The sequence below is a fragment of the Dolichospermum sp. DET69 genome (assembly GCA_017355425.1).
GTDB lineage: Bacteria > Cyanobacteriota > Cyanobacteriia > Cyanobacteriales > Nostocaceae > Dolichospermum.
In genome coordinates this window covers 142,705-164,748 of the sequence record CP070233.1, presented here as the reverse complement: position 1 = coordinate 164,748, position 22,044 = coordinate 142,705, and the positions used below count along the sequence as shown (strand labels likewise).

Below are 22,044 nucleotides of genomic sequence, written 5' to 3'. Positions count from 1 at the left end.
TGGATTTTCCTTTTTTAAGATTTACGAACCATAGAGAACACAGAGGTTTTATGTTATTTCTTTAAGTATTTAGCGGCTGCAATTATGGCTTGTCCTAGTGATAATCCTCCATCATTTGCAGGTGTTATACTATGAGTTAATACATTAATTTCTAATTTTTCTAGTCGCATTTTTACTTGTTGTAATAAGATTTGATTCTGAAACACTCCTCCTGTTAATGCTATTTGATGAAATTCATGTTCTTTTCTCAGTTGTTTAACTGTTGTGACAATGGCAATTGCTAAACTTTTATGAAATTTTGCAGCTATTTCTGATGATGAAATGTGCTGTTTGATATCATTGATAATTTCTCGCCATGTTGGAGATGTATCTATATAATATATATTATCTGATTTTTCTAAGTTAAAAGAATAATTTAGAGTTTCTTTATCATTATTTAAGATATTTATATCAGCTATAGCTTCCATTTCTATAGCTGCTTGTCCTTCGTAGCTGCATTTTTCTGGACAAATACCTATTGCGGCTGCTACTGCATCAAATAATCTCCCTACTGATGATGTTAAGGGGGAATTAATCCCTTTTTTTATGATTTGGTTGAGTAGTTTGGGGTTTTTATTTTCTAGAAATTTGATTATTTCTAAATCACCGTACTTTTCTTTTATTTCTTCCCAAGTAAAAGCATTAATTAGTTGAGAGTATGTGTTTCTCCACGGTTGATAAATTGCCTGTTCTCCTCCTATCATTGCCATTGGTTTAAATGTCGCTAAACGTTGAAAGCTTTGATAATCTGCTAATAGAAATTCTCCACCCCATAATTTACCGTCTTCACCATAACCTAAACCATCAAATGCTATTCCTAAAATGGGTTTTGTATTTAAAGGAATTTGATTTTCTGCCATACAAGCCGCTATATGGGCGTGATGATGTTGAATTTTCTCTAATTTAATTTTGTTACCTATTGCTAGTTCTTTACCAAGTTTAGATGATAGATATTCTGGATGTTTATCAATAGCAATTATTTCTGGTTTATGGGCAAATAAGTTTAAATATAAATTCAGCGTTTCTTGATAAGCGTTAAATGCGGCTGCGTTTTCTAAATCTCCTAAATGTTGTGATAAAATTGCTTCACCTTCTCCTAATAAACAAAAGGTATTTTTTAACTCGCTACCCATTGCTAAAATTGGTGGTATTTTGGTAAATCCAGGTGGTAATTTAATTGGTACTGGTGCATATCCTCTGGCACGTCTGAGGATTTGAATTTGATTATCATTAACTCTGACAACTGAATCATCTACTCTATTCACAATATCTCGATTATGAAACAGAAAATAATCAGCTATTTTCGATAATTTATCTTTTGCATCTTCATTATCTATACATTGTGGTTCATCAGAAATATTGCCGCTAGTTAATACTATTGGTACTTTCATTCTTCTCAGAATTAAATGATGTAGAGGCGTATAAGGTAGCATAAAACCTAGAGTATTTTGTCCTGGTGCTATGGCAGATGCTAACTTACTATTATCTTTAATATTTAATAAAACTATTGGTGCAGCAGGACTGGTTAATAATTCTTTTTCTAAATCATTAATATGGCAATATTCAGAAATAATATTAATATCTTTTGCCATTAAAGCCAAAGGTTTATGATCACGTTGTTTGCGGTTTCTGAGTTTTTTAACTGCATTTTCTAAAGTTGCAATACAAGCTAAATGAAACCCACCTAAACCTTTAATAGCAAAAATTTCACCCTTTTGTAATAACGTACAAACAGCATCCACATCATCCAACATAGAAAACATATCAGAGATAACTGGTTTACCGTCAGACCTTTCCAACCATGCACGAGGTCCACATACATGACAAGCGATAGGTTGGGCATGAAAACGACGATTTTCTACATCTTGATATTCCTTTTCACATTCTTTACACATCGAAAAATTCACCATACTGGTGTTATTTCTATCGTAAGGAATAGCCCGAATAATACTCAACCTTGGACCACAATGAGTACAATTAGTAAAAGGATAACGGAAATAACGACTAAAAGGATCAAAAATCTCCTTTTGACATTGGGGACAAGTTGCAGCGTCAGGAGAAATTTCAGTTTTTACCACACTATTAATACTGGGAGAAATCACAAAGTTATCAAAATCAAACTCCCCTAAATAAAGACTTCTAATCACCTCATTAATTCTTGCCAAAGGAGGACATTCCTGATACAATTTCCCTACAAAATCCGTTATTTCCTCCTCACTACCAGAAACCCGAATTAATACCCCTTCACCATCATTACAAACATCACCCTTTAGCCCCAAAACTCTCGCCAAACGATAAACAGTAGGACGAAAACCTACACCTTGAACAATCCCACGAACCCTCACCTCTTCTATTCTCATTCTTCCTCCTTCGTGCCTCTGCGTGAGATAATTAAAACTTCCAAATCAAAACGCGATTATTTCCAGAATCAGAAACCACCGCAGTTTCCCCACAAACCTTAATTCCATAACACCAATTTAAACTTTGTCTTGTTGGTAGTCCAAAATTACGATTTTCGCTTTTATTTGTAAAGTTATCTTGTCCAATCACACCATCAGCGTTCGCACCCTGCAATAATAAAATAGATTCTTGTTTCTTCCATCCTAACAAACGGGAATTAGCAGTATCAGCAACTATTAACCAATCTCCTGTAATATCTACCCCATAAGGCATACTTAAACTACTTGCAGTCGGGAAATAAACCCCTTGATTCAATTCCACAAAATTAAAGTTTTTTTGTCCTAAAACCACCGCACAAGGAGCATTATTTTCTGTTGGTATTCCCTCCCAAATCATCACCCGGTTATTACCAGCATCAGTGACAACTAAATTATCTTCCCAAAGGGTGATATCATGACACCAACGCATACTAGAAGCCGTAGGAGAACCTCCCCCATTTTCATTGCGTGATATCATATCTGGTTGTCCCAAAACAATATCCGCAGGTTGGCCATTTTCTGTTGGTAATTGATTCCAAATTAATAACCGACGATTTCCAGTATCAGCTACAAATAATTTATTTTCATAACAGAAAATACCATAAGGCCAATGTAGTGTATTAGCCGCAGGTTGTTGACTTCCCCTGTTAGGTATATTATCAATAAAGTTACTTTGTCCTAATACTAAATCTGCGGGAATATGACTATCTTTTGGGATATTATACCAGATTAAAACGCGATGATTCCAAGCATCTGCAACGGCTAAACCATTACCGCATTTACAAATACCTGTGGGTACACTAAATGTAGATTTTCCTGGTGTACCTTTAGCATTTTGTCCTTCGGTATAAAAGTCTGGTTGTCCTATTATCCAGTCAGCAGGTTGATTATCCTCTGTGGGTAAATTTTGCCACCCTAATAAACGATGATGTCCTGTATCTGCTACCCATAATGGTCCAGTTGGTGATAATAAACAAGCTGCACGAGGTCCAAACATTGTTGTCGGAGTGGGTGCAAGAGGAATTACTAATTGTTCTGGTGTAATATTGTTTCCTAATATTATTTTTGCACCGTCAGTAAATAAAAGTAAATGAGGGATATTTTGGGTTTGCAATGTAGATAGGGAATTAATATTTACGCTATTTACTCCAATACGGTTTAGTTAACAAAATTGTAGGTTGGATTAAGCGATAGCGCAACCCAACAAAGTTTGGAAAATGTTGGGTTTCCTTGCGTCAACCTCATCTACTTAGATTATTGGAAAACCTGGAATAATTCTATCAATTTCCTGCATTTTTCATAAAGTTTCTGTTAAAGCAATAACAATTTTTTGATACTGGTTAATTTCCTCAGTAGATAATTCTCTCTTGGCAGTTTTAGGCTATTAACACCAGCAAACCTATTCATTAAGCCAGTTTGTAATTTTTGAATTGTGGGTTTTTGATAGCTTTGCATTTTACCGTTCTCCTAAAGTAACTAGAGTTTGTAATGGTGTGGAATCAGTGACAATTTCGTAATTCAGAGGTAATTAAATTGATAATTTCTTGTTTGCTTTGTTGTTTTTGTAACTGTTGAATAATAAAACAGCCGCAGGAATTAAGCGTATAACTTTCCACCGTAGCCGAATCAAAAGCAAATCCATCCGCAGAGATACTTAAAGAATGGGTAGTATGAGTATTTGTGTTCATGAGTAATTACTGAATTTATTTCTTCCTTTGCGTCTTTGCGCCTTTGCGTCTTTGCGCCTTTGCGTGAGACATCTTATTCTTTCTTTTGTGAACAGTCACCAGGAGGACGGGGAGGGAGTCCCAAAGCCTCAATTAAATTGTCTTCAGTGATGTTTAATTTAGTAGCTGCACCGTTTAAATTACAGTTTTGTAATTTACTGTGTTCAGTAATTTATCGTAAATTTATATACAATAAGTTACAATGAGAAAGTTAGGAATAATTAGTTTAGATATTTCTTGATAATTAAAAATTTTGTTACTATATTCATAGGTGGTAGAAATAATTTATTTTAGATGATCAGGTTGCTCATTCAATGGCTAAAGATGTTTTTCATAATGCAGTTAAAAAGGGTTTAGAAAAGGATGGTTGGGTGATTACAGATGACCCATTGAGGATTAAGGCTGGTGGGGCTGATATGCAAATTGACTTGGGTGCAGAAAAGGTTATTGCCGCAGAAAGGGGAGAGGAAAAAATCGCTGTTGAAGTTAAAAGTTTTATTGGTGCATCAAATATTTCTGAATTTCACACTGCTGTGGGACAATTTATTAATTATCGGGTAGCCTTGGAAGAACAACAACCTGAACGTATTTTATATTTAGCTGTTCCGATTGGTGTACATCGTAAGTTCTTTTTTCTACCATTTGTCTGTACTATTATTGAACGGTTTCAAATTACATTAATCATTTATGATCCAGTAGATGAGGTGGTTTTAGAATGGAAAAGTTAGAACTCTATCGCAGTTGTATTAAAGCCCTATTGAGCGAATATGCCAAACTGAGTAAATCCGATGATGAAGCTGAAACGGAGCTAATTTTTGATACTGAACGCGACCATTATCAAGTTGTGAATACGGGTTGGAAAAATCGAAAACCTGTTTATGGGTGTGTGTTACATCTCGATATTAAAGGTGAGAAAATTTGGATACAGCATGATGGTACAGAAATTGGAATTGCTAATGAATTAGTGAAGTTGGGAGTACCAAATTCAGATATTGTTTTGGCATTTCATGAACCTTTGGTGAGGCAATATACGGGGTTTGCTGTGGGGTAATTGTCAAATGGATTCCTTAACTAATCAATATCGTCAAATAATTCAAAAAATTATCGAAGAATATGCGGATTTTTTTGGTAATGATGAACAAGTTAAAGTTGAATTGGTGTTAGATGAAAAAAATGATCGTTATTTATTAGTAGAAACTGGTTGGAAAAATGGTTATCGGATATATGGAACTTTATTACATCTTGATTTAATTGATGGTAAGGTTTGGATTCAACATGATGGCACTGAGGAGGGAATGAGCATTAGTCTCACACCTAAGCAAGAACGCTTTATTGAAACAAAGCTGCAAACTGGAAAATACCATTCTGTAGAAGAAGTTCTAGAAATCGCTCTCAAGTTACTAGATGAGTATGATCCTTCTGAGACAGCATGGGTTAAGGAAGTGCGCGAAAAAATTGATGCTGCTATTGCGATTTCAGAACACACAGCACCTATTGACGGTGAAACATTTGTAAATCAAATTTTAGATCGTTTTCAGCAACAGCGACAGGTACAAAAATGAATCGTTACGTTATTTTCTCTCATTTTACCAAAGTGATAAAATAATTAAATTTATCTAACTAACTACAATTTTAATTGTTAAATAGTAAATATGGGAAATCCCCAATATTCCAGAACAAATGGGATTAATTACCTATTATGCAAATTGATACAAATAGCTTTTCATGGTTTGATGTAGCAGATGATGTCAAAGAATTATTAATATTAGCTGCACATACTTGGGAAAATACAGAAGAATCTACAAAATATATGCAACAGGCTTTAGCTAAAACAGCAGATAACACAGATGTTTTAGTTGCAGCTTATAGATATTTTTATTACAAAAATAATTATATTCTCGCACTGACAACAGCAGAGAAAATAACCGCTAAAATTAAGAAAGCGGAAAGTCTACCTGAGATTTGGGAAGAACTGAAACCTATTCTCGTTAAACGCCACGAAGAACCCCAAATCAGATTGTACTTAAATGCTTATGCTGCTTCTGGTTTGGTATTAGCTAAACTAGGAAAAATAGAGCAAGCTAAGGAAATCAGTACCAGAATAAAAGGTATTGATGAAAAAAATGATTTTGGTGCTGGTATTCTCCTAGATATTTTAACCCGTCCAACAGAAGATGATGATTAATTATGCAAGGTAACGATTGGTTTATTGCTGAAAATGGACAGCATCAAATCTGTAAATCAGCAAGAGAATGGGATCTATTGCGTGATAATTATCGGTTGTACCGCTTTCTAACTGAAGTTGAAGATGTTCTCAAAAATGTTGAAGATGAATCAACCCGACTTCCAGATATGAGAATGTTAGTAAGACGGTTAATTATCAATTCCTATTGGGTACAAAGTCAATCTTTAGAACCAGATTCAAAAACAGGATTCTCGGTTTTACTATTATATAATGAATTGGGATTTCCCTTAACTGTACAAACAGTGAAATTTGCACCAGGGACAACTTCTAATATTCATAATCATGGAACATGGGGAGTAGTCGCAATCTTAAAAGGTCAGGAAAAAAACACATTTTGGCGACGGAGTTCCCACCCAGATTTTCCTGATAAACTGGAAAAAGTAGGAGAAATAAATTTATCTCCCGGTGATATTGTCAGCTTTACCCCCGAAACAATACATCAAGTTGAATCCATTGGAGACAAACCAACAGTAACATTTAATATTTATGGAGAAACCAATCCAAAACAGAGATTTGAATTTGATGTAATTAACCACATTGCTAAAAAATTTTAAAAGTAATGGCAAAAACATCAATAACAGATTATTGTGATAAATATAATAATATCTGCGTTTATCTGCGTTTATCCGCGTTTAATTATTTCCTATCCATAAATCAAACCAGAACCTTATAGGAGAAATCGCAATGGCCAGAGTAATTTTCTATGAAAAACCAGGCTGTAAAGGTGGTATAAAGCAAAAAGTTTTGCTCACAGCCGCAGGTCATGAGGTAGTAGTATATAACCTATTAACAGAACCTTGGACAGTGGAAAAATTGCGATCATTTTTTGGCGATCGCCCAGTGATAGAATGGTTTAATAAAGCCGCACCTAGAGTAAAATCAGGAGAGGTGAATCCTGAAAACATCAACGCTGAAAATGCTTTAGTCATGATGTTAAGAGATCCCTTATTAATTCGTCGTCCCTTAATCCAAGTAGGGGATAAAAGAGAAGTAGGTTTTGATGTTGATAAAATTGACGCATGGATAGGCTTAAAAGCTGTAGATGATTCTTTTAAAGAAATGAGTGAAAAACTCATGCAGCAAAACCTCCAAGGCTGCGCTAATGGACACAATCACGACCATGATCATGGTAAAGGTGGTTGTAAAAATCACGAAAAAGAACACCAGCATTAACCATCAAAAAGCCTCTTTATTTCTCTATTCCCTCGTTCCCAGTCTCTGATTGGGAACGAGAAAAATACTACAGAAAAAAGTTTTCATATATTTTCTAGTATTTGACATACGCTTTCAAAATTATTCAAAACTTCACTATTAGTAAATCTAACTATTTCCAATCCATGTCCTTTTAATATATCTGTTCTTTCTAAGTCATAATCTTTACCTTCAGAGGTAAAATGGCTATCACCATCTACCTCAATCACTAACTTCAAACTTGGACAATAAAAGTCAACAATAAAATTATCAATAGGTCTTTGTCTAAGAACGCGAAATTTAAAATTTTTTAAATATTCATTCCACAGCTTTTTCTCTGCGGGTGTCATATTTTTTCTTAGTTCTTTTGCTCTTGCTACAAGCTTTTGGTTATAGGGTAAGTGAAAATCTGATTGAAGTAAGTTTTTTTGTTCAGACATTTTTCATTTGATTGAGATACTAGTGATGATCCCCCCTAACCCCCCTTAAAAAGGGGGGAACTAGAGTTAAAGTCCCCCTTTTTAAGGGGGATTTAGGGGGATCATCTATAATCCTGTCTTTGAATATCCCGTAACCTTGCAGCATCACGCATACCATAATCAGTGCGAGTAAAACGACTTAGCTGCATTTCAAAGAATTCCCGATTTGCTTGTAAATGCTTCGGATTTTCATCATCTAAAGGATATAAAAGAGCCGTTCTCAAAGCTTGAATTACCGCAGATGTGACATTATACATGGAACGTTGGAAAGTAATTCCCAATTGAATCAAAATATCCTCTTCTCCTCGACAATATTCTTGATAATAATCAACAAGATATTGAGGCAAAAAGTGCAACATATCTTGCATTAATAATGTAGGAGGAATACCTGCTGTACCAACAGGAAAGACATCAGCGTAAAGAATCCCATAATGAAAGTCTTTTTGATCTGCTGGAACTTGTCCTGCTTGGGCATTATAAGACTTTGTCCCTCTAAATGGTGCTGTGCGATAAAAAACAGCTTCTACATAGGGTAATGCCGCTTCATATAACCAGGTAAAACCTTTAGATTTGGGGATGATTTCATAACATTCACCATCAATATAAACATGATGATAAATCGGACGACCAGCAATTGCAAATATACCATTTACGAGAAAGTCCATGGCATCAGGTACACCCTTAAAACCACCTTCATCATAAATATCTGACATTTCAAAAAACACAGGTGCCATGACTTCCCAGAAAAGTCCTAAATTAGAATAATAGGACATCATCCGGCACTGTTCCAAGAACATCTCAGGAAACAGTTTGTAAAGTCCTGACATTAAAGGATTTTTCCGAAAATAAGCTTTAATTGCCTTATCCGCATTAGCTTTATATTCTTCCGAATCTAAATAAGCATCAAATTGATTAACTGGGGCGTACATTTTGCGATGCCATAGCATAGCCTGCATACAAGCTTCTGCAAATTCCATGTTAATTCTGTCATGGAATAAATGATGGAAAATCTTGGGCATTTTTCCAGTTTCACCTTTTTCCATAAATGCCAAAAGTTCAGGATGTGCAGTAGCTACACCCCGCCAAATTCTTAAATCAGCATCATCACCAGCATAATGATTATGTAGGTCTAAATATTCTTGGGGTAAGAAATATTTAAACGCTGGTAAAGGATCTAAAAATACTTGTTCAGCAATGTAAAGTAAATCTCGCCAATAGAAATCCATCGGTACAGCATAAGCTTTATAAATACCGATGATTTGCATTAAATTTTCTGGTGTATCTGGCAACATTGAACCACCAGCTTCTAAGCGATGAATAATTTCTGCAAATTCGTGTTTAGAAGGGGGAATTTTGGTAGTTTGTTTTTCTGGAGTTTGTACCATAATATTTTTTCTGTTGATTAATAAATGTTTTGATTGTGGAAAAGATTTTTTTAGAAATCGTAGGGGTAAAGCAAGAGCTTCATTGGTGTCAACTTAATATTAAATCGGCGGTTAGAAACCGCACCTACACAGGCAAAACCCACCTGCGTGGGTTTCAAACAATTAATTTTTCCTTAGTCCGCGAAGGTGGACTTTGTTTGTGTAGTTCCGCAACTTCCAGTTGCCAGGGCTTAAATTAACACCTATGAGCATTGCTAAACCCCTACTCATGGTTTTTGATAATTACTTCAAGGCAATTACGGTTTTTTCGGTAGTAGGAATTGCCGCTACCATTGCGGTAGTTGTGGTTTCACTCCAACGCACTAGCCAAACTGGTTGTACTCCTAAGAAAACAATTAGAGATGCTAAAATTAATGCAGGGATTTTTTCCGCCCAAAATACTTTAGGATAATAGGCTAAGTTATTTTGCAGTTTACCAAAACAGGTGCGGTTGAGAAGAATTACAAAATAAACTGCGGTTAAACCAGATGCTACTACACATAAAAGTGTGGGAATGGGAAAAGTGGAAAAACTGCCTTGAAAGGAAATAAATTCAGCAATAAAACCTGTTAAACCAGGAATACCTGCACTAGCCATACCACTTAAAACTAGTAAAGCACTAATCAATGGTAAACCGCGAATAGGACTCATTAAACCACTAAGTTTGTCTAATTCTCTTGTCCCAACTTTGGTTTCAATAACTCCAACTAAATGGAAGAGAATAGCCAGGATAATTCCATGACTAAACATTTGGGAAACTGTACCAACTAATGATAATGGTGTGGCTGCTGCGGCTGCTAGTAAGATATAGCCCATGTGTCCGATAGAACTATATGCTACCATGCGTTTTATGTCTGTTTGAGCGATCGCTACAACTGCCCCATAAATCGCGCTAATTGCCCCCCAAATTGCTAAAGTTGGGGCGATAATGTGCCAAGTTTGGGGAAACATTCCCAGTCCAAATCGCAATAATCCATAAGTTCCCAGTTTTGCTAATATTCCACCTAACAAAATAGCGATAGGTGCAGAAGCTTCAACGTAAGCATCAGGTAGCCAAGTATGGAAAGGAATTAAAGGAATCTTAATGCCAAAACCTAAAACTATTCCTGATAATAATACTAATTGCATTCCCGCAGAAATGTTTTGTGTAGCCACAGCATCAAAGGCAAAACTATGAGAACCTGTTAACCACACCATTCCTAAAAATGTGGCTAAAATAAACGCGCCAGAAATAGCTGTATAAATCAGGAATTTCATCCCTGCATAAGCCCGTTTTTTTCCTCCCCAAATGGAGATTAGTAAATAAAATGGAATTAATTCCAATTCATAAAATAGGAAGAACAAAAGCAAATTTTCTGATAAGAAAGCACCAGCAACGCCACCACTAACAAACAAAATCAGGGAATAAAATAACCGAGGACGTTCTATATCTTTACTGCTGCTATAAATAGCAATCCAAGTGAGTAAGCTATTTAACACCAACATTAATATTGATAATCCATCAACTCCTAATTGATAACTCAAACCTAATGTTTCATTCCAAGGTAGATATTCGGTAAACTGCATCCCTGGATTGCTGATATCAAATTTTAACAAAATGAAAATATTCCACAGCAAAACTAAACCTGTGACGATTAAAGATACTAACCGAATCTGACTCGCAGGAACATTTTTTGCTGGATAAAAACCGATGATTATAGCGGCTATAATTGGTAGCCAAATTAAAACACTCAACATATTTATTAATTGGTAATTAGTAATTGGTAATAGATTAGCTATTACCAACTGATTTATGATGAATTAACTAACTAAACTGACTTTGCCAGTATCTAAGTCGTAATAACCACCAACTATTTTAAGTTTGTTGGCATTGATTAATTCAGCTAGAACTGGTGATGATTTCAATGTTTCAATTTGCACCAAAATGTTAGCTTTAACAGCGTTTTCTAATTTATCTCCTGGTTGTCCTTGAGATTTCTCGACACCGGGCTTAATTGCCTCTAATAAGCTGCCAATTTGCCCTGGTACTTGTGCGCCTTTAATTGTGGCATCTACAGCACCACATCTTTCATGTCCTAGTACTATAATCACTTTTGATCCTAATACTAAACTCCCAAATTCTAGGCTACCAATTTCTTCTGGTGTGGCAATATTACCCGCAACTCGACAAACAAATAAATCGCCTAAACCCTGATCAAAAATTATTTCTCCGGGGACTCTAGAATCGGCACAGCCAAGGATAGAAGCAAAGGGGTTTTGTCCTTTAGCAACTTCCTGTAAGCGGGCAGAACCTTGATTCTTATAGCGACGCTTTTGGTTAACAAATCTATCATTACCATCGAGTAATGCTTTGAGTGCTTCGTCAGGTTTAACAATGTTTTTAGCCGTGGCTGGTTCGAGTGTAGCTAAATTGGAAGACACCGCGACAGCTACTCCGGCACTAATTACACCTGTACCTAATTGGAGTAAATTTCGGCGAGAAAGGTTTTTCTTAATCACTGGATTATCCCTAATATGATTTAGATGGTAATTATTATTTTAAATTATTATCAGCAATCTAAATCATAAATATTTAGAAAATTAAATTCATGAATTGAATTCCCCAGAAAGGCCATGTCACCCAAGCACCTAAAAAACCGACTCCTAACAGAACTGTTAAGGCATAAAATTGAGTTTGTCCATTGTTACTATATTTCAAGCCTTCACCACCTAATAGAGAGAATAAACCCACAGAGTTGACAATACCATCTACTACAAATCTATCCAGCATATCGGCAAATTTAGAAAGTTGAGCAACGCCGAAAATAATGGTAATTTTGTAAATTTGAGGGGTGTAAAAATCGTAAGCAAATAAATTTTGTAATCCTTGCCAGGGTAGACGAATTGGTTTAGGAATATTACCTAAATAGATGATGCTACTAATACTACAACCAAAGATACTTGACCAAATTAATAGCAGTGCCACATCTTTATTTAATGTTGCCCAGTCAGGTAGTAATGATAGACTTTGCAACACTAAAGGCAGGTGTAAAACAAAGCCCGATAAAATCATCATTGGTAAAACCATCAACCAAATAGCTTCGGGAGAACGTTCACTCATTTGTTTGGGTTTACCACCAAAAATTAAACCAAATTGTCTAGTTAAGCTAAATGTAGTTAAGGTATTAACAACAATAACTATTCCTACTAAAATCGGGTGTGTTGCCCATAAACCATCAGCTAATTTAAACAACCCCCAAAAACTACCTAAAGGGGGAAAACCAATTAAACCCAATGTCCCGACAATGAAGGCTAAACCGGACATGGGACGACGTGACCACAATCCACCAAGTTGGGTAACATCTTGGGTAACACTATTCCAAACTATTCCCCCCGTACTCATCACTAATAATGCAGCAGCGAGGGCATGGGTGAGGATTAATAATAGAGCTGCTTCATTTTGCTGTGTACCTACCGCAATAAATATCAACCCCATGTAAACACTGACAGAATAAGATAAACAGCGTTTAATGTCAATTTGAGCGATCGCAATTAACGCCCCACCAATAGCTGTCACCGCCCCAATCGCCACTATCGCCGAAGATGCCACAGGTGATAAACTAAACACAGGTTGCAATTTAATTAATACCCATGCCCCACTGGCCACTACCACCGAACTCCGCAAAATTGTACTGGGAACGGGTCCCTCCATTGCTTCATCTAACCACAAATGCAAGGGAAACTGGGCGCATTTACCCATTGGTCCGGCAATTAAACCCAAACATACTAAAGTAATAATTGTGGGGTCAACATTGGCACTAGCCGCCCATGCAGCTAACTCCGTATAATTCCAAGTTCCTGAAAGTGTCCAAAGTCCCAAGACACCCATTAATAAAAACAAGTCTCCCACCCGTTTGGTTAAAAAAGCATCTCGCGCCCCAGTTACTACCAAAGGCTGACTAAACCACAAACCTACTAATAAGTAAGTTCCCAAGGTGAGGATTTCTAGAATTACATAGGTAAAGAAGAGATTGTTACACAGAACTAAGGCACAAAGACCTGCTTCAAATAATCCCAATAAGGAAAAGAAGCGTCCCCAACCCCAGTCCATTTCCATGTAACCAATAGCGTATATCTGCGCCAGCAAATTCAAGCCGGTAATAATAATTAACGCACCTACACTGATAGCAGAAATTTCTAAATTAATAGTCAGATTTAAACCTGCGGTAGATAACCAAGGAATAAATACTTCTTTAGCTGGATGATTCCAAGTCCCTGGAAAAGCCAAGACAGCATGAAAAAAGGAGAACAAGGTCATAACCACGTTGACATATCCGGCTGGTCGAGGGCCTGTTTTGCGAATGATTCCCGGCGACCAAGGTATGGCTAAAAGCCCACCTATTAAAGCATAAACAGGAATCAGCCAAACAGTATCTAATAAATACTGATTCATTCAATTACCTCTATAGTTTGCAGCAAAACTTAAAGAAAACACACTAACTAGCGTTGATCCCTATCAACCTAGTCATGACAGATAATGAAAATTTATCTTTATTTAATATTGTTATCAATAGCTTACCTTTATCCATGCCAAAAAGGAATTATTTAATTAAACAAATTTACGATATTTTCTGTAAAGAATTCTTATATTTCCATCAATTGAATTATTAAATAACAACTATTGGTTTAAGTCTATGGATTATCTTTCTATCATAGAGTAGGGGCAGAATCATCTACCCCATCTGTTTCACACTTTAGCAATTATGTCAAACTGTAAATTAGGTAAATTACTTGTCGCAATGATTACGACTGGGGTAAGTTCGCTAATAGGCGCTGGTTTCATATCCCGGTAATCAATAATTTGCACAACAATTAGGTATGCAATCGCCAGAAGTATAGAAATTGCCCCTGTAATAATTGCAACTATCTGAGAACTGTTCATGGGTGTTTCCTACAAATTAAGTTATTGAGAGACTTCTATATCTAGATTGGCATAAATTCTGAGATCAGTTTCATTTGCCAAAATATATCCAAAGCTGATAAGATAACGAGAATGACCGTATATATCACTAAATTAATAAATTAATATGTTTAATTTAAAAGGGATCAAAGCGGTAGCGTTCAGCAGTCCACAGAAATCGCATAACTAATGTAATGTTTTCTTACATGACAAAATTAGCCAAAGCCATATGTTTGTCTAATCTAGCTTATGCGCGAACAATTCCACAAACACATCATACTAATTGAATTATGGATAAGCATATTAAACGGATAATTAAAGAAAATCTCAAGAAATCAATTAGGAATTTTTTCAAAGGTAAGAAAATAAAAAATTACCAAGTATTAGATGATATTTTCCCCAAAGAAAGACGCATACGTTCTCTGATTGGTGGACTAGAAACAAGTTTAGGAACAACTTGTTGGGAACCTATAGCTAAAACTTTAGCAGAGTTAAATGGATTTGAAATCATTCAAGAGAAAATAGTAATTCCAACTCCATTTCCCAAAACTTTACAGAGTGAATTAGATAGATTAGTGTCCGAACGAGAAAATAAGCCTAATAATAGGAGAATTTCAACAAAAGAATGTATACAAAGTCTAAAAAATGCTGCTTTAAAAATAAATCCTCAAGACATCAAGAAATACATATCTCCTTCAACGGGAACTGGAGTTGATCTTCATTTGTCTAAAGATGGAATTGAGTATATATTTGACATTAAAACTACACAATCAAATCAAGGTGATTTTAAAAAATTCAACAAACAAATGCTGGAATGGTATGCTTACAGACTTGCTAAACATCCTGATGCTAACGTAGAAACGCGTATTGCTATTCCTTTTAATCCTTTTAAAAAATCTTGGTATGAAGAGAAAAAAAGTATGTTATCTAGTTCTCCTCTAGATATTACCCAAGATATATGGGTTGAAAATGAATTTTGGGATTTTTGTTCGGGAAAAGAAAATACATTTGAGGAGTTACAATCACTTTTTGTTGAATTAGGACAAGAAAACTTTGCAGAGGAATTTCATGATATTTTTTATCCAAATTAGTTAGATATCAAGAATCCTTAGTAATTCTTTAGCTACATATTCAACCACAGGTACAGGAACAGCATTACCAAACTGTTTTTTAGCTACTTCATCTTTTGTATGGTATTCAAAATCTATAGGAAATCCTTGTAACTTACAAGCGTGTTTTGCAGTAATGGGTATATATTTCTGCGGTTGATAAATTTTTTCTAAGAAAAGATTTTTATATTCCTGTGGATGACTAGCATGAATAGATACAGTTGCGATATAGTCTTTAGAACCAGTAGCAGTTAAAGTTGGGAAAATCTCAGCAGTAGGTAAAATTATTCTATAAATATTATTAATACCTGTCATATTTTTAGAATTCACAAATTCATACTTATGATCAGCAGTTAACCGGAATATACCTTTTTCAAGCAATTTATTTAATTCATTGATCTCTATATCCGTGATAATTTCTCGGAAATTTTCAAAAGATAAAGGATTACCATCTTTATCTCCATATTTTTTACTTCTTCTATATTTAAGAAGTGTTAAGCAAATCATTTTTTCTCTATCACTCGTATTGATAATATCCCAAGAGTGAATTGTTGTATGTCCATTCCTTAAATCAGAAAAAATGAAAAAATCATTTAACTCATCATCTTTTTGAAATCTCGTTCTTGATGGTGGAATTACACCTTTAAATAAAGTATTTGCATCTAGTTTAACTTTTTCAACAACATTAATATTTTTAAATTCATCCAAAATATCTAGAACTTTTGGGTGAATATTCAAAGGTTTAGGAAATTTATACTCTTGACATCTTTCTATATCCCGTCTAATCCCAACAATAAAAACTCTATCCCGATTTTGAGGTAAACCAAAATCGTAAGCATTAAGAACTTTCCATTTCACGCAATATCCTGTATTTGCTAATTCGTTAAGAATCAGTTCCAAATTATCCCGATTTTTAGGACTTGCTAATCCACCAACATTTTCAAAAATGAATCCTTTCGGTTGATTTTTATTCACTAGTCGAATTACATCAAACCATAATTTTCCTCTCTTGTCTTCAAATCCCCTTAAACAACCAGCAACAGACCAAGGTTGACAAGGAACACCACCAACAATTATGTCAATATTAGGTGGAAGTTCACTAATGTTTGTAATATCTCCTAATTCAATTTCATGTTTATTAAAGTAACTAATGAAATTTTGCTGATAAACTTTAATTGCTTGTTTGTCTATTTCAGAATATCCTAAACATTGACCACCTAATTTACTTAAAGCAATTCTAAATCCACCAATACCAGCAAAAAGATCAATAAAAGTGAATTGTTTTTGGTGCGTCACTAATTGTAAAGGCAATTCTATTTGTTTTGATATTGGTAAAAATATAGACTTCATATTTACTAGATAATTTCATTAACCAACTAACTATCACATAGTTATAAACCTAGTATATCATCAAATACATTAAGTTTCCAGTTTTTAACTCTGTGACAACCACTTTACCTTTAAAATACAAGTTTGGGTTAAAACCCAATCAACTCACATAAATAGTAAATTTCTCCTCGTTTTACCTAACCTGCAATTTTTATAAATGAAACTTTCTTGGTTTATGTATCAAGCAAAGATAGTATCAATATATAGAACTTTCCTAAAATTAACCGTTATGTCACAAACTGAAGAAATTCTTTCCCAACTACCAGGCGATGTTTTAGGCGCTTTGCGTCGCACTGACACTATATTAACATCCCTGCGAACTGATAACGCACCCATACCCAACGGAGTTAAAGAAAATTCAGAGAATTTAGACTCTGTGAAATTTGATGTCATTATCTGTGGTGGAACTTTGGGAATTTTAATCGCTGCGGCTTTAGCTGTGCGGGGTGTGCGCGTAGCGTTGCTAGAAAGGGGAATTTTGCGAGGAAGAGAACAGGAATGGAATATTTCCCGGAAAGAGTTAGAAGTATTTCGGGAATTGGAATTGCTGACAGAACAGGAATTAGAAGCAGCTATCGTAACTAAATATAACCCCGCACGAGTCAGTTTTCAAGGTGGTACAGAAGTTTGGGTAGAAGACGTTTTAAATATTGGCGTTAATCCTATTTATTTACTCGAAACCTTAAAAACTCGCTTTCTTAATGCTGGGGGAATGTTATTTGAAAATACACCATTTAGTGATGCCGTAGTTCACCCAAATGGCGTGATAGTAAACAATCAATTTACAGCGAAATTGTTATTGGATGCCATGGGAAATCTTTCCCCAATTAGCCAACAAGCGCGTCAAGAAAAAAAACCAGATGCACTTTGTTTAGTTGTGGGAAGTTGTGCTAAAGGATTTCCGGAAAATAACTCAGGTGACTTATTGTTATCTTTCACGCCTTTGGAAAATCAATGTCAATATTTTTGGGAAGCTTTTCCAGCTAAAGATGGGAGAACCACTTATCTATTTACATATATGGATGCAGAACCACAACGCTTAAGCTTAGAAAATTTATTTGATGAATATTTACGCCTGTTACCAAAATATCAAGGTGTAGAAATTAATCGCCTAAATTTTCAAAGGGCGCTGTTTGGTTTCTTTCCCAGCTATCGTCAAAGTCCTCTGCAAACCCCTTGGCATCGAATTTTGCCAGTGGGAGATAGTAGCGGTAATCAATCACCTTTAAGCTTTGGCGGTTTTGGGGCTATGGTGCGTCATTTACACAGGTTAACCTTAGGAATTGAGGAGGCATTAAAAACTGATCAATTATCTGCCCAATCTTTGGCGATTCTCCAACCCTATCAACCGAGTTTAAGTGTAACTTGGTTATTTCAAAAAGCCATGAGTGTAGGTGTAAATCAAAAAATTGACCCAAATCAAATTAATCAATTACTCTCCGCTGTATTTGCCGAAATGCAGCAGTTAGGAACACCTGTGTTAAAACCTTTTTTACAAGATATCGTCCAGGTTGGGGCGTTGACACAAACTTTGTTAAAAACAGGTTTATCTCATCCTTTATTAGTTGCGAAGATTATTCCCCAAGTTGGTTTATTGAGTTTATTGGATTGGATATTACATTATATTAATTTATGCCTTTATAATGGTTTGTTTTTGGTAACTCCAGTGATTAAATTATTAATTAATAATTTATCTATTCAACAACAATATTACTGGCATCGGTTAATAGATAAATGGCAATTTGGTTCTGGCAATGATTATTCTGAATAATATCTGAAAATAAAATAATTGAACGCAATTCTATCAGGGTAAAATACTTTGCTGTGCTACTTGGGTTACTGCGTGAACGAGAAAGTAATTTTTATTTAAGTGTGTTGCAATCTTCGGGTTATTTGTTAGGAATTTGTTAATTTGTGAGGATTTTTTAGCTATGAAGACAATGGCGGATTTTTTGCATCTCCGTTGTCGCTAAACCTAAATACATTTGCTGTAATTCTCTGGATAAATCAGGGTTTTTGATCAAATGTTCTATCCGGCTTTGCACAGTAGCAATCAAGTTATCTAAGTTTTCGTCAACAACTATATGTTGTTTCTGGATCTGCTTTAAGTCTGGCTGTAGTGGTAGTTCGGTGGAGTTAGTTTGGCTATGGAAATATTTAGCTTTCTCGGTTTCTAATTGAGCTACAGTTATTTGTAATGTTTCTATGACTCCATACATCTCCAGTGGATCAAATATTCGCAACAAGCTGGTTTGAGTGACGATAGCTAACTTTGCTCCCCAATCCCAGGATACAACTAATCGCTGCACTCGTCGCTGCTGCATTTCTTGATGGGCAGACCAGAGGGAATCTTCTGGACTTAGCAAAAATAAGGGTGTACTCATCACTGTTTTTGCCTCAATTTGAGCCAAATTTAATCCCAATGCTTGAAATTGGACGATGTCTCTTTCTGTCACAATTCCTACTGGTTTAAAAGCTGATAAGACATCGTTCCAGGAATCTGTTTTTACTATCACCACGCAACTAACTCGATTTTCCGCCATCATCTGCGCCAAACTGAGTACGGAGGCTGTAGGTGGTGCATGAATTACCTGAGTGGTCATTACTTCTGACACCCGCCGCATTTTCAGTAAATTGGTAGGGCGCAAAATTTGTCTAATACTTTCTGGGGAGACGATTCCTACTACTTGTTCCTCTGCATTGACTATCACCAAGTGGCGAATGCGATATCGTCGAAATAAAAATAATGCTGCAAATACATCCTGAAATGCCTTTTCTGTCAAGGTTATGACTGGATTTACCATAACTTCAGCTATTTTCACATCAGTAAAGTCTGTACCCATTGCTGTGAATTTGACAATATCTCGTTCTGTAAAAATACCCAATAGTTCTGTTTCTTCCATGACTAAAACACAACTTGAACGCGTGCCTTGCATGGAATTAAAGCCAATTTCTAAATCAAAATCAGGTAATAAACAACTATTACCTCGCGTCTGATTCATTAAATTCACAACATTAATTAGGGAAGTATGGGGCGCAACAACCAGTGGATGCCTATCTATCGCCTCTTCTAAGCAGGGAACGCCAATGAGTGGGTCATCAATTTGCATGGTTGACAATAGCTGATAAAGTTAATTTATGAAGTTTTATAAAGTTTTTTGTCATATACATATTATTTTCTACAAATTTCAGTTATGATACGGGGAATGTAAAGGATAAATCGAGGAAACAGCCTATATATAAAGGATTGAATGCTCAAAAGGTAAATATGGGATAAAATTTAAAGTTGTCTATTCAAATAGGGCAAAGAAAACATTTTTACTTTGTGGTTCTAAATCAGAGCCAATGTGGGCATCAGTCTTCGTCCATGCCGGAAATTCTTTGTATTTTACCATACAGCCTGTCTAAAACCCTTTTAACTGATACAGGTTGCCACTGACTGCCTCGCTTGGTTGTATATCCTTGCTGGTTAAGCCACGCGGCAATTTGTGGAAGTGATTTTCCTGACTTGTGGTGACGGCGAATTAATTCAATGATCTGTTGTTCAGACGGATTCTCTACTAGTTCACCATTAACTGACTGTTGACCAAAAGCAGGTGAACCATAGCCGGCATAGCCGCCACTGGCAGCTTTCGCTTTCCTGGCTTGGTCTAGCTTTTCCCACAGGTAAGAGTCTTTTGATTTTTCAGTTGCCATAGTTTTCAGAATTCAATCACCTCTGTAGATATGATATCTCAAATATTGGCTATTCCTAGAGGAATCCTATATTTGGGGATTGTATTGGTTGTTGATTTCATCTCATTTTCAGTTGGAAATAGGGGGTGTTTGAATGCGATTGATTTTCTTAGGAGTACCGGGTGCTGGCAAGAGTACCCAGGGGGCAGCACTGTCAAGCCAATGGCAAATTCCGCATATTTCCATGGATGATATATGCCGTCAGGCGATCGCTAAAGAGACTTCTTTCGGCTTAAAAGTCAAGCCGTATATAGAAAGAGGTGATTTAGTTCCAGATGATTTCATTCTTGATATCATCCGCCAACACTTCAGTCATTCCTCTGCCCAACGGGGTTGGATTCTGGATGGATTTCCTAGTAATTTATCCCAGGTGAAACTTCTTGATCAATTACTATTAGAAATCCGGGCTAAAGGCAACACTGCATTATCAGAACAGCTTTACGACCAAGTTTTTAGCTTTTATGTCCCAATTGATGTTTTGGTACAAAGGTTACTGCAACGAGGTCACTCAGACGATAATCATGAGGTTATTTATAGGCGAATAGAAGTCTATCAGGAGCATTCTAATCCCTTAATTCAGCATTATCGCCAACAAGGTTGTTTAACTGTGATTAATGGCGATCGCCCAGTCGAAATAGTAACTCAGTTTTTACAAGATTCTTTTTCTAAGTCTCGTTTAATAGGAAACAAAAAAACTTTAAATGCTAGGAAAAGATTAATCAAAGCAGGAAAACAGATTTTATCTGCATGACACAAAAATAAAGTAAAAGTCCTGAGTATTTTATGCGAAATAAAAGAAAAATCAAAAGATTGAAATTTCTATGGCATCAGGGTTATAGCACTTCTGAGATTGGCTTTAACTCAACAAATAACTTAACTCATGGATATTCCATTCTATCCTTGAAAATTTCCCATTTCCCAACCAAATAATCACCAATTTTAATTTTTACTGGAAAAACCTATGGCTACTTCTGAAAGTCCGAATGAAACTCTTGTTCAATATATCCAAAAATCAGACTTTGAATCGCTCTTAGAGGAGAAAGAATTATTTGTCATGGACTGCACCGCAACTTGGTGCGGACCTTGTAGGATGGTTGCTCCTTTAATGGATAAACTAGCCCAAGAATACAAAGATCAGGTAAAAGTAGTCAAGTTAGATGTTGGTGATGGCGAAAATCAAAGCATTGCTAAAAAGTACGGTATTCGCAGTATTCCCGCAGTTATGTTTTTCAATCATGGCGAATTATCAGAAATAGTTGTTGGGGTAGTTCCCTATGAAAAATTCACCACAGCTTTAAACAAAATACTTGAACATTCTTGAGGGGGTTT

At 35.7% G+C, this 22,044-nt stretch carries 23 protein-coding genes and 1 pseudogene; 11 read left to right on the top strand and 13 right to left on the bottom strand.

Annotation, left to right across the window (positions count from 1 at the left end; translation table 11 throughout):
• Nucleotides 1-53: 53 nt before the first annotated feature.
• From hypF to EZY12_00835, 4 genes are all read right to left on the bottom strand, one after another.
• A complete protein-coding gene (gene hypF, locus EZY12_00850) occupies nucleotides 54-2,399 on the bottom strand; it encodes a carbamoyltransferase HypF (protein ID QSX68296.1) in 2,346 nt (781 codons plus the stop codon).
• Nucleotides 2,400-2,430: 31 nt separating this feature from the next.
• Nucleotides 2,431-3,591 (bottom strand): hypothetical protein, encoded by a 1,161-nt coding sequence (locus EZY12_00845; protein ID QSX68295.1) that lies wholly within the window; start codon nucleotides 3,589-3,591, stop codon nucleotides 2,431-2,433.
• A gap of 197 nt (nucleotides 3,592-3,788) precedes the next feature.
• Nucleotides 3,789-3,932, bottom strand: coding sequence for a hypothetical protein (locus tag EZY12_00840; protein ID QSX68294.1), 144 nt, complete (start codon nucleotides 3,930-3,932; stop codon nucleotides 3,789-3,791).
• A gap of 44 nt (nucleotides 3,933-3,976) precedes the next feature.
• The gene (locus EZY12_00835) at nucleotides 3,977-4,165 is read right to left on the bottom strand and encodes a hypothetical protein (GenBank protein ID QSX68293.1); all 189 of its coding nucleotides are present in this window, start codon (nucleotides 4,163-4,165) and stop codon (nucleotides 3,977-3,979) included.
• 353 nt (nucleotides 4,166-4,518) lie between these two features.
• Here EZY12_00835 and EZY12_00830 point away from each other — a divergent pair, with 353 nt between their 5' ends.
• From EZY12_00830 to EZY12_00800, 7 genes and pseudogenes are all read left to right on the top strand, one after another.
• Nucleotides 4,519-4,932, top strand: a complete 414-nt coding sequence (locus EZY12_00830; GenBank protein QSX68292.1) for a XisH family protein — start codon at nucleotides 4,519-4,521, stop codon at nucleotides 4,930-4,932.
• Complete coding sequence (locus EZY12_00825; GenBank protein QSX68291.1) at nucleotides 4,920-5,255, top strand: XisI protein; 336 nt, start codon at nucleotides 4,920-4,922, stop codon at nucleotides 5,253-5,255. Before EZY12_00830 ends, EZY12_00825 begins: the two co-directional genes overlap by 13 nt.
• A gap of 7 nt (nucleotides 5,256-5,262) precedes the next feature.
• Nucleotides 5,263-5,505: pseudogene (locus tag EZY12_00820) on the top strand (XisI protein).
• Nucleotides 5,500-5,766, top strand: coding sequence for a type II toxin-antitoxin system ParD family antitoxin (locus tag EZY12_00815; protein ID QSX70464.1), 267 nt, complete (start codon nucleotides 5,500-5,502; stop codon nucleotides 5,764-5,766). The pseudogene EZY12_00820 and the gene EZY12_00815 overlap by 6 nt, the downstream one beginning before the upstream one ends.
• A gap of 137 nt (nucleotides 5,767-5,903) precedes the next feature.
• Nucleotides 5,904-6,389: a hypothetical protein gene (locus tag EZY12_00810; GenBank protein QSX68290.1), complete on the top strand. Its 486-nt coding sequence runs from the start codon at nucleotides 5,904-5,906 to the stop codon at nucleotides 6,387-6,389.
• 2 nt (nucleotides 6,390-6,391) lie between these two features.
• On the top strand, nucleotides 6,392-7,003 hold the full coding sequence (locus tag EZY12_00805; GenBank protein ID QSX68289.1) for a cupin: 612 nt from the start codon (nucleotides 6,392-6,394) through the stop codon (nucleotides 7,001-7,003).
• A gap of 130 nt (nucleotides 7,004-7,133) precedes the next feature.
• Nucleotides 7,134-7,622, top strand: coding sequence for a nitrogenase-associated protein (locus tag EZY12_00800; protein ID QSX68288.1), 489 nt, complete (start codon nucleotides 7,134-7,136; stop codon nucleotides 7,620-7,622).
• Between the two features lie 83 nt (nucleotides 7,623-7,705).
• Here EZY12_00800 and EZY12_00795 read toward each other — a convergent pair whose 3' ends face one another.
• The 6 genes from EZY12_00795 to EZY12_00770 form a co-directional block, all read right to left on the bottom strand.
• Nucleotides 7,706-8,080 (bottom strand): endonuclease domain-containing protein, encoded by a 375-nt coding sequence (locus EZY12_00795; protein QSX68287.1) that lies wholly within the window; start codon nucleotides 8,078-8,080, stop codon nucleotides 7,706-7,708.
• Between the two features lie 101 nt (nucleotides 8,081-8,181).
• The gene (locus EZY12_00790; protein QSX68286.1) at nucleotides 8,182-9,504 is read right to left on the bottom strand and encodes a CO2 hydration protein; all 1,323 of its coding nucleotides are present in this window, start codon (nucleotides 9,502-9,504) and stop codon (nucleotides 8,182-8,184) included.
• Nucleotides 9,505-9,786: 282 nt separating this feature from the next.
• The gene (locus EZY12_00785; protein ID QSX68285.1) at nucleotides 9,787-11,280 is read right to left on the bottom strand and encodes an NADH-quinone oxidoreductase subunit M; all 1,494 of its coding nucleotides are present in this window, start codon (nucleotides 11,278-11,280) and stop codon (nucleotides 9,787-9,789) included.
• A gap of 63 nt (nucleotides 11,281-11,343) precedes the next feature.
• Nucleotides 11,344-12,039, bottom strand: a complete 696-nt coding sequence (locus EZY12_00780; protein ID QSX70463.1) for a carbonic anhydrase — start codon at nucleotides 12,037-12,039, stop codon at nucleotides 11,344-11,346.
• Nucleotides 12,040-12,115: 76 nt separating this feature from the next.
• Complete coding sequence (locus EZY12_00775; protein QSX68284.1) at nucleotides 12,116-13,975, bottom strand: NAD(P)H-quinone oxidoreductase subunit F; 1,860 nt, start codon at nucleotides 13,973-13,975, stop codon at nucleotides 12,116-12,118.
• A 294-nt stretch (nucleotides 13,976-14,269) separates the two neighbouring features.
• Nucleotides 14,270-14,464, bottom strand: a complete 195-nt coding sequence (locus EZY12_00770; protein QSX68283.1) for a hypothetical protein — start codon at nucleotides 14,462-14,464, stop codon at nucleotides 14,270-14,272.
• Nucleotides 14,465-14,772: 308 nt separating this feature from the next.
• Between EZY12_00770 and EZY12_00765 the strand changes: the two genes are divergently transcribed.
• Nucleotides 14,773-15,573, top strand: coding sequence for a TdeIII family type II restriction endonuclease (locus EZY12_00765; GenBank protein ID QSX68282.1), 801 nt, complete (start codon nucleotides 14,773-14,775; stop codon nucleotides 15,571-15,573).
• Here EZY12_00765 and EZY12_00760 read toward each other — a convergent pair whose 3' ends face one another.
• Nucleotides 15,574-16,941 carry a DNA cytosine methyltransferase gene (locus EZY12_00760; protein ID QSX68281.1) on the bottom strand — a complete coding sequence of 456 codons (1,368 nt, stop codon included), beginning with the start codon at nucleotides 16,939-16,941 and terminating at the stop codon, nucleotides 15,574-15,576.
• Nucleotides 16,942-17,209: 268 nt separating this feature from the next.
• Between EZY12_00760 and EZY12_00755 the strand changes: the two genes are divergently transcribed.
• Complete coding sequence (locus tag EZY12_00755) at nucleotides 17,210-18,751, top strand: FAD-binding oxidoreductase (protein ID QSX68280.1); 1,542 nt, start codon at nucleotides 17,210-17,212, stop codon at nucleotides 18,749-18,751.
• Nucleotides 18,752-18,905: 154 nt separating this feature from the next.
• Here the strand turns inward: EZY12_00755 and EZY12_00750 are convergent, their stop codons facing one another.
• Nucleotides 18,906-20,090 (bottom strand): CBS domain-containing protein, encoded by a 1,185-nt coding sequence (locus tag EZY12_00750; GenBank protein QSX68279.1) that lies wholly within the window; start codon nucleotides 20,088-20,090, stop codon nucleotides 18,906-18,908.
• Between the two features lie 244 nt (nucleotides 20,091-20,334).
• Nucleotides 20,335-20,676, bottom strand: a complete 342-nt coding sequence (locus tag EZY12_00745; GenBank protein QSX68278.1) for a recombinase family protein — start codon at nucleotides 20,674-20,676, stop codon at nucleotides 20,335-20,337.
• A 133-nt stretch (nucleotides 20,677-20,809) separates the two neighbouring features.
• Here EZY12_00745 and EZY12_00740 point away from each other — a divergent pair, with 133 nt between their 5' ends.
• Nucleotides 20,810-21,466, top strand: a complete 657-nt coding sequence (locus tag EZY12_00740) for a nucleoside monophosphate kinase (GenBank protein QSX68277.1) — start codon at nucleotides 20,810-20,812, stop codon at nucleotides 21,464-21,466.
• Nucleotides 21,467-21,676: 210 nt separating this feature from the next.
• Nucleotides 21,677-22,036 (top strand): thioredoxin, encoded by a 360-nt coding sequence (gene trxA / locus EZY12_00735; GenBank protein ID QSX68276.1) that lies wholly within the window; start codon nucleotides 21,677-21,679, stop codon nucleotides 22,034-22,036.
• Nucleotides 22,037-22,044: the final 8 nt, after the last annotated feature.